Genomic DNA, 8907 nt, shown 5'->3' on the forward strand with positions numbered 1-8907 from the left:
CGTCGACCACGTGGCCGAAGTGTTCCAGCCGCTCACGCAGGGCACGCCGCTGGTCGTGATCGGCGACGAGGCGGTGCGCGACATCGACCAGCTGGTGGCGGCGCTGCGCGCGTACCGCATCAGCCGCATCACGCTGGTGCCGTCGCTGCTCGATGTGCTGGCCGACCACGATGGACTGGAGGGCCTCGCGCTGCGCTTCATCATCAGCAGCGGCGAACCGCTGGGCGCGCAGCTGGCCGCGCGGGTGCAGGCGGCGCTGCCGCAGGCRCGCCTGCTCAATATCTACGGCTCCACCGAAGTGGGCGCGGACGTGACCTGGGAAGAGGTGAGCCCTGGCGTGGGAAATGTGGTCGGCATCGGCCGCCCCCACCGAAGTGGGCGCGGACGTGACCTGGGAAGAGGTGAGCCCTGGCGTGGGAAATGTGGTCGGCATCGGCCGCCCGATCGCCAACAACCGCGCTTATGTTCTCGATGCGCAGGGCGCGCTGCTGCCGCAAGGCGCGGTGGGCGAGCTGCATATCGGCGGCGCCGGGCTGGCGCTGGGCTACCTGCGCCAGCCGGAACTGAGCGCGGCGCGATTCATCGCGGACCCCTTCAACGCCGAACCGGACGCGCGCCTGTACCGCACCGGCGACCTGGCGCGCTGGCTGCCCGACGGGCGGCTGGCCTACCAAGGGCGCCAGGACCACCAGATCAAGCTGCGCGGCATGCGCATCGAAGCCGGCGAAGTGGAAGCGCAGCTGCGCCTGCTGCCCGGTGTGAAGGACGCGGTGGTCAATGCGTACCGGAAGGAAGAGGGGGATCCGGTCCGGCTGGTGGCTTACCTGGTGTGCGCAGCACCTGCGCCCGCCGCGCAACAGGAGCTGGCTGCCGCATGCCGCGCAGCGCTATGCCTGGTGCTGCCGGACTACATGGTGCCGGATCTGTTCGTGCTGGTCGACTCCTTGCCGCTGACCCGCACCGGCAAGGTGGACCGCAATGCGCTGCCGCCGCCGTCCGCCGCACAGTTGCGCAAGTCCGATTATGTCGGGCCGCGCAACGAGATCGAAGCCACGCTGTGCAGCCTGTGGCAAAGCGTGCTGAAAGCGGAGCGCATCGGCATCGACGACAATTTTTTCTCGTCGGGCGGCGATTCGATCACCTCGATGCTGCTGGTCGCGCGCGCCCGCCAGCAGGGTTTTGCCTTTACCGTGCGCGACCTGTTCAGGCATCAGACGATTGCCGCATTGGCCGGCCAGCTGGCCGATAGCCCGCAGGGCGCGGCCACTGGCCATTCATCGCCGCTCACCAGCGCACAGGCCTACCTGCTGGGCGGCGCCATTCACGCACCGGACCTGGTGCAAAGCAGGCTGTTTACGCTGCCACGGGCGCTGGCGCCGGTGGCAGTGCAACAACTGGCCGCCGCCCTGTGGCGGCGTCACGACGCGCTGCGCGGCACGCTCGACGCCAGCGGGCTGCGGTTCCCGGCTGCCGGTGCGCCGCCGCAGGCACTGGTGCACCAGGCGGCGCCGGAATCCGGCCTGGCGGCGGACGCGCTGGTGTATGCGCACGCAGCTGTCATTGCGGCGTCCGGCCCGCTGTTCCTGCTTTCGCAACCGGCTGGCGTGCCGGCGCTGGTGATGTCGCTGCACCGGGTGGTGTGCGACGCCCGTTCGTGGACGGTGCTGGAGGCCGATATCGGCCGCTTGCTCGACCAGCTAACCGACCGTCTGCCGCTCGACCTGGGCCGCGGGCCCGCCTACGCGGGCTGGCTGTGCAGCACAACCGCCGCCACGCCGCCGCTGGCGCACGGTCCTGCGGCAAACAGCGCGGCGCACCGCACCGAAGATACCGCATCCGGTTCGGTCGTGTTCAACCCGGTACTGGCCAACGGCGCGTTCCGTACCCGCACCATGGAACTGCTGCTGGCGGCTTTCCTGCTGATGCGCGCAGAGGATGGCGCCACCGGTCCGGCAGACATGGTGGTGGGCGGCGACGCCCGCGATGCCGAAGGCGGTATCGATTATGGCGCCACCGTCGGCTGCTTCCTGGCGCTGCGCCGCCTGTCGCTGCCGCATCGGCCAGAAGCGGACATCGTGCAGGCGCTGGAAGCGGCCAAGCGTCATTATCGCGCCATTCCCGCACCACCGGCCGGCGCCGGGCCATCGGGCCCGGTGGTCCGCTTTACCCTGGACGAGGCGCCGGCGCCGCATTCGGCCACCGGCTTGCTGGCTGGCGAAACCCTGGCCATCGAGCATACGCTGCACGGCCAGTGCCTGCATGTCGCCATTTACAGCACCGGCAGCCGCGCCACGCGGCTGCTGTCCCACTATTGCGGCGCCATCGGCCGCATCGAAGCACTATGCATGGAGGAACTCAAGCTTATCGCCACGCGCGAACAGTACGCGCACATGATCTCGCACAACGAGGCGGATCTCGACCTGTATGGAGAGGAATTTTGATGAGCACTATTAGCCTGATACATAGCGACGGCATGCCGCCGCGCATTGAACTGCCATGCGACCATGTTCCGGCGCCAGGCGGCGCCGGCCTCGGCGCGGCCATCGCGCACCGGCTCGAACCCGCGCTCGTGCGCGGTGTCCGGTCACTCAGCGGCCGCCAGGGTGTTTCGGCGTCGACCACCTTGCTGGCATCGTTTGCCGCCGTGCTGGCACGCCTGTCCACGCAGGACCGGGTTACCGTCGGCACGCGCATCGTGGGGCGTGCGCCGGCGCGCGTGACGCTGCAAGTGGCGTCGGCGGACCAGGTCCAGCGCCTGCTCGGTGAGGTGTCGGCGCAGGTACAGCAGGTTTCCGCAGCGGGGCGCGGCGGTCCGCTGCTGCCGGCGCAATTCGGCTTCGTGTTCGATGCCGTCTCCGCACCGGCGCTCAGCGGCAGCAGCGACGCCATGGCCGGTTGCGAAGTGGCGCTCAGCGTGTGCGACCTGGGCGGCGCCATCGAATGCACCTGGTACTACGCACCGTCGCTATTCGAACGGTCCACGGCGGAGCGCCATTTTTCGCACTGGCGCATGCTGTTGCTCGGCATGGTGCGCGGCGAGGAACAGACCATCGGCGACCTAGATCTGCTTACCACCCAGGAGCGCCACCGCATCCTGGTCGAATGGAACCAGACCGACAGCGACTATCGCCCCCAGCGCTGCGTGCACGAACTGTTCGAGGAGTGGGCCGAGCTCACGCCCGATGCGCCGGCCGTGGTGCATGCGGGAGTGACCACCAGCTACGCCGCCTTGAACCGCCAGGCCAACCGCTTGGCGCGCTGTCTGCGCGGCCAGGGCGTGGCAATCGGCTCCACCGTCGCGGTCATGCTGGAGCGCTCGCTCGATCTGGTCGTGGCGCAGCTGGCGATCCTCAAGTGCGGCGCCGTGTACGTCCCGATCGACAATGCGTTTCCGTCCGAGCGCAAGCAGTTCATCCTCGCCGACACCGGCGCTTGCGTGGTGATCGGCGGCTGCGACGCTCGGCATCCCGACAGCGAGGCGACCGGCACGCTCGATATCGACCGCGCCACCCTTGACCGGTCCGATGGCGGCAATTTGCGCACGCCGCTCGATGGCGAGGCTGCCGCCTACATCATGTACACATCGGGCTCCACCGGCCTTGCCAAGGGCGTGGTGGTGCCGCATCGCGCGATCAACCGCCTGGTGCTCAACAACGACTATGCCGATTTCGGCCCCGACGACCGCATCGCCTTTGCCGCCAATCCTGCCTTCGACGCATCGACCATGGAGGTATGGGGCGCGCTGCTCAACGGCGGTTGCTGCGTGGTGGTGCCGCAAGACGTGCTGCTCGATGTGCGCCGCTTCGGCGCGGTACTGGGCGCAGAGCATATCAGCGTACTGTGGATGACGGTGGGCCTGTTCAACCAGTTCGCCGAGGACCTGGCGGACGCCATTGCCGGACTGCGCTACCTGATCGTGGGCGGCGACGCCCTCAATCCGGAGGTGATCGCCGGTGTCGTGCGGCGCGGTGCGCCCCGGCACCTGGTCAACGGCTACGGGCCCACCGAGAGCACCACTTTCGCCCTCACGCACGACATACGCGAGGTGCCGGACCTGGCCCCTATCCCGCTGGGACGGCCGATCGGCAACACCCAGGTGTATGTACTCGATGCGCAGCGGCGTCCGGTGCCGGTCGGCGTGCCCGGCGAAATCTACCTCGGCGGCGCCGGGCTGGCGCACGGTTACCTGAACCGCCACGACCTGACCCTAGAAAGCTTCGTTCCCAACCCGTATTCGCTCGAGGGCGACGCGCGCATGTACCGCACCGGCGACCTCGGGAAATGGCGCGACGACGGCACCGTCGACTACCTGGGGCGCAACGACGCACAGGTGAAAATCCGTGGCTTTCGCGTCGAAACCGGGGAGGTCGAGGCATGCCTGAGAGAGCACGCCAGCGTACGCGACGCGGCGGTGGTGGCCAATACCAATGCGGCCGGCGAGAAGTGCCTGGTCGCGTACGTGGTGGCGCGCGATGCTGCAGCGGACACCGGCGACTTGCTGGCCACCCTGCGCGAGGCGCTGCGGGAGCGCCTGCCGGCCTACATGCTGCCGGCGGCATGGGTAGCCATGGCAACCCTGCCGCTCACGCCGAACGGCAAGCTCGATCGCAAGGCCTTGCCTGCGCCCGCCGCCGGCGCGCCTGCGGTGCAGGGCGACTACGAGGCGCCGGCAGGCGAGACCGAAACCACGCTCGCGGGCTTGTGGTGCACGCTGCTGGGCTGCGCGCGGTCGGGACGCTACGATAACTTTTTCGCGCTCGGCGGCCATTCGCTGTCGGCGGCGCGCCTGCTGTCGCGCATCCGCGACGTTTTCGACATCGAGCTGGGGTTGTCCGCCGTGTTCACGGCGCCGCACCTGGCGGCCATGGCGGAGAGCATCGTCGATGCGCAGCTGGCGCAGTTCGACCTCGATGAACTGGCCGGCGTCTATGCCGGCCGGACCGATATCGCAGCCTGACGTAACGCGGGCCGTGGCGGCGCCTCTCCGGCGCCGCTTTTTTTTGTACCTCTTCCTTTCTCCCGCCAAAGCGCCTGCCGTCACGCGCTGTCAAGCCTGACAGTGTTGCAAATTCCGGTACTGGCTTCTAATGATCCTGTCTGTCAATCCAATGAACCTGGCCTGTTCCACCGCCATGCAGTGCGTCCTGAAAGTAAAACCAAAATGAAGACTAGTGACCTGAACCGTCTGGATATCGAAGCCCGCGAACAATTGCTGAAGGCTGCCAAGGCCGCCAAGCTGCAACGCAAGTCCACCATGCTGGCGCCGATTCCGCGCGCCGGCGACGTCGAGCGCGCCAACTTGTCGTTTGCCCAGCAGCGCCTGTGGTTCCTGGCCCAGATGGATGGCGCCAGCCAGGCCTACCACATTCCGTATGGACTGCAGCTGGACGGTCCGGTGGACGGCGCAGTGCTGGCGCGCGCGCTGGACCGCATCGTGGCGCGCCACGAAGCGCTGCGCACCGCCTTCGTCACCGTGGACGGCCAAGCGCGCCAACGCATCGCCGCGCACGATTGCGGCTGCGCGCTGGTGCGCAGCGACCTGGCGGCCGATCCGCAGGCGGAACAGGCGCTGGCCGCGCTCGTGGCGCAGGAAGCGCAGACACCATTCGACCTGCAGACCGGACCGCTGATCAGGGCCCACCTGGTGCGCCTGGGCGCGCAGCGCCACGTGCTGCTCATTACGCTGCACCACATCGTTGCCGACGGCTGGTCGATGGGCGTGCTGGTACGGGAACTGGGCGCGCTGTACAACGCCTTCCGCGACGGCGGCGCCGATCCGCTGCCAGTGCTGCCGGTGCAGTACGCCGACTACGCGGTCTGGCAGCGCGATGCGCTGCGCGAACAGATCGCGGCCCAGGGCGAATACTGGAAACAGACCCTGGCCGGCGCCCCGGCGCTGCTGGAACTGCCCACCGACCGCGTGCGTCCAGCCCGCCAGGAGTATGCGGGAGACTTCCTGGCCTGTATCCTCGACGCCGACCTGACAACGGCGCTCAAGGCGCTGTCGCAGCGCCATGGCACCACGCTGTTCATGACCCTGCTGGCCAGCTGGGCCACGCTGCTGGCGCGCCTGTCGGGCCAGGACGAAGTGGTGATCGGCACGCCGCACGCCAACCGCTCGCGCGGCGAGCTGGAAAACATGATCGGCTTCTTCGTCAACATGATGGCGCTGCGCGTCGATTTATCGCAGGCGCCCACCGTGGCCGGCCTGCTGCAACAGGTAAAAGCCACCACGCTGGCAGCCCAGCAAAACGTCGATATTCCTTTCGAACAGGTGGTGGAGCAGGTGCGCCCGGCGCGCAGCCTGGCCCACAGCCCGCTGTTCCAGGTCGCGTTCGCGTGGCAGAACACGCCGCAGGAATTGCTGTCGATTGCGGGCGTGGCCAGTGCGGCGCTGCCTCCCGCAGCTACCGGCAGCGCAAAATTCGACCTCAGCCTGTCACTGGAACAACGTGACGGCCGCATCGAAGGCACGCTCGAATATGCCAGCGCGCTGTTCGACCCCGGTACCGTGGCGCGCTACCTTGACCACTGGCGCACACTGCTGGCCGCCATGGTGGCCGACGAGCAGCAGACCGTGGACCGCCTGCCGCTGCTGGACCAGGCGTCGCGTGAACTGATCACGCAGGGCTGGAACGACACGGCGGTCGAATTCCCGCGCGGCCTGTGCATCCATGAACTGTTCGAGGCGCACGCCGCATCCCGGCCCAACGCCCCGGCCCTCGAGCACGACGGCCTGCTGCTGTCGTATGCACAACTGAATGCACGCGCCAACCGCCTGGCGCATCATCTGCGCAGCCTGGGCGTGGGGCCGGACCGCCGCGCCGCGATTTGCCTCGACCGCAGCGCGGACGTGGTGGTGGCGCTGCTGGCCGTGCTCAAGGCGGGCGGCGCCTACGTGCCGCTGGACCCGGCCTATCCGGCCGACCGCCTGGCGGGCACGCTGGCCGACAGCGAATCGGTGGTGCTGCTCACCGGCGCCGGCATGGCGCGCGCATGGAGCGACGCCGCCATCGCGGACGGCATGCAGCTGATCGAAATGGGTGCCGCGTACGCGGCCTGGGATGGCTGCCCGGACACCAACTTGCCGCTGGCGGAGGTGGGACTGGCGTCGGACAACCTGGCCTACCTGATTTATACATCGGGCTCCACCGGCGTTCCCAAGGGAGTGATGGTCACCCACGACAACCTGTGCAACCTGGTGCTGGACTGGACCAGCCGCTATCCGCTCGATGCCGGCGCCGGCCCGCTGCGCGCTTCGGCCTGGGGGAGCTTCGGTTTCGACGCCTCGGTGTTCGAGGTATTCGTCCCGTACGCGTACGGCGCCTGCCTGACGCTGGTGCCCGAACCGGTGCGGGTCGATGCCGCGCCGCTGCTCGACTGGCTGGTGGGCCACCGCATCAACCTCGGTTACCTGCCGCCATTCCTGATCCGCAGCCTGGCCGAAGTACCGGACCAGCGCCTGCGCGAGCTGTCGCTGCGGCAGGTCATGGTGGGCGTGGAGCCGCTCAACGAAGCGGAACTGCGGCGCCTGACCGATCTCGTGCCCGGACTGCGCATCATCAATGCCTATGGTCCGACCGAGGCCACGGTGCTGTCCACCACCTACGCCGACCTGCAGCCGCTGCAGCGTAACGCACCGATCGGCCGCCCGATCGGCAATACCAGGCTGTATATCCTGGACCGGCACTTGCAGCCGGTGCCGGTGGGCGTGACCGGTGAACTGTATATCGGCGGCCACGGCGTTGCGCGCGGCTACCTGAAGCGCCCGGATCTCACGGCAGAACGCTTCCTGCACGATCCGTTTGTCGCCGATCCGTCCGCGTCCGGCGCGCGCATGTACAAGACCGGCGACCAGGGCCGCTTCCTGGCGGACGGCAATATCGAATTCATGGGCCGCAACGACTTCCAGGTCAAGCTGCGCGGCTTCCGCATCGAACTTGGCGAGATCGAATCGCGCCTGGCAGCCCACCCGGGTGTCGCCGAATCCGTGGTGCTGGTGCGGGATACCGGCGTGGGTTCCAGCCTGGTCGCCTACTATGTGCCGAGCCGTGCGCTGGGCAAGGAGCCGGTGGCGGTGGAAGCGCTGCGTGCGCACCTGGTGCGCTCGCTGCCGGAGTTCATGGTCCCGTCCATCTATATGCAGCTGGACAGCCTGCCGCTCACCACCAACGGCAAACTCGATCGCAAGGCGCTGCCCGAACCCCGGCTGCAGTGCGTGCAAGAGCATTACGAAGCGCCGCAAGGCGCCGCAGAAACGCTGCTGGCAGCCATCTGGACCGAGTTGTTCAGGAACGGCGCGGTCAGCCGCCATGCCAATTTCTTCGCGCTGGGCGGACATTCGCTGCTGGCGGTGCAGATGATTTCGCGTCTGCGCCACCACCTGGGCGTCTCCATCCCGCTGGGAGCAGTGTTTGCACAACCGGTGTTGAGCGACCTGGCCCGCCTGTTGAACGAAGCGCAAGCTGCCGCCGGTACCGGTGACGCCACTGCCGGCGCGCCGGCTATCGCGCCGGCGGATGACGCCGAGCGCGCCATTCTGTCGTTCGCCCAGCAACGCCTGTGGTTCCTGGCGCAGATGGATGGCGGCAGCGGGGCCTATCATATTCCGTACGGCCTGCAGTTGAACGGCAATTTGGACCGGGCCGCGCTGGTGCGTGCGCTCGACCGTATCGTTGCGCGCCACGAAGCGCTGCGCACGACGTTCGACGCTGTCGATGGCAGTCCCGTCCAGCGCATCGCCGCAGCGGACAGCGGCTGCGTGCTGACCGAGCATGACTTACGTGCTGTGGCGCAGCCGGATCTCGAATTACAGCGCCTGGCAGCCCACGAAGCCGGCGCCCCGTTTGACCTCGCCAGCGGTCCGCTGGTGCGCGCCTGCCTGGTGCGCCTGGCCGACGAGCGCCA

3 protein-coding genes and 1 pseudogene are annotated in these 8907 nt (G+C 68.3%); all 4 read left to right on the forward strand.

Going from position 1 to position 8907, the window contains the following annotated elements:
* Positions 1-55: 55 nt before the first annotated feature.
* Positions 56-226, forward strand: a pseudogene (locus ASF04_RS28755) (hypothetical protein); the annotation flags it as partial.
* 118 nt (positions 227-344) lie between these two features.
* Complete coding sequence (locus ASF04_RS12905) at positions 345-2441, forward strand: phosphopantetheine-binding protein (protein WP_056142159.1); 2097 nt, start codon at positions 345-347, stop codon at positions 2439-2441.
* Positions 2441-4957, forward strand: a complete 2517-nt coding sequence (locus tag ASF04_RS12910; protein WP_056142162.1) for a non-ribosomal peptide synthetase — start codon at positions 2441-2443, stop codon at positions 4955-4957. The genes ASF04_RS12905 and ASF04_RS12910 overlap by 1 nt, the downstream gene beginning before the upstream one ends.
* Before the next feature lie 204 nt (positions 4958-5161).
* Positions 5162-8907: non-ribosomal peptide synthetase (locus tag ASF04_RS12915; protein WP_156368633.1), on the forward strand; the 3746-nt coding region annotated here is incomplete at its 3' end.

It is taken from the genome of Duganella sp. Leaf61, from assembly GCF_001421905.1.
Lineage (GTDB): Bacteria > Pseudomonadota > Gammaproteobacteria > Burkholderiales > Burkholderiaceae_D > Rugamonas > Rugamonas zoogloeoides.

What these genes read in the sequence shown, in the direction of transcription:
- ASF04_RS12905 (WP_056142159.1), top strand. Translation starts at nt 345, where the DNA reads ATGTGGTCGGCATCGGCCGCCCCCACCGAAGTGGGCGCGGACGTGACC.
- ASF04_RS12910 (WP_056142162.1), top strand. Translation starts at nt 2,441, where the DNA reads ATGAGCACTATTAGCCTGATACATAGCGACGGCATGCCGCCGCGCATT.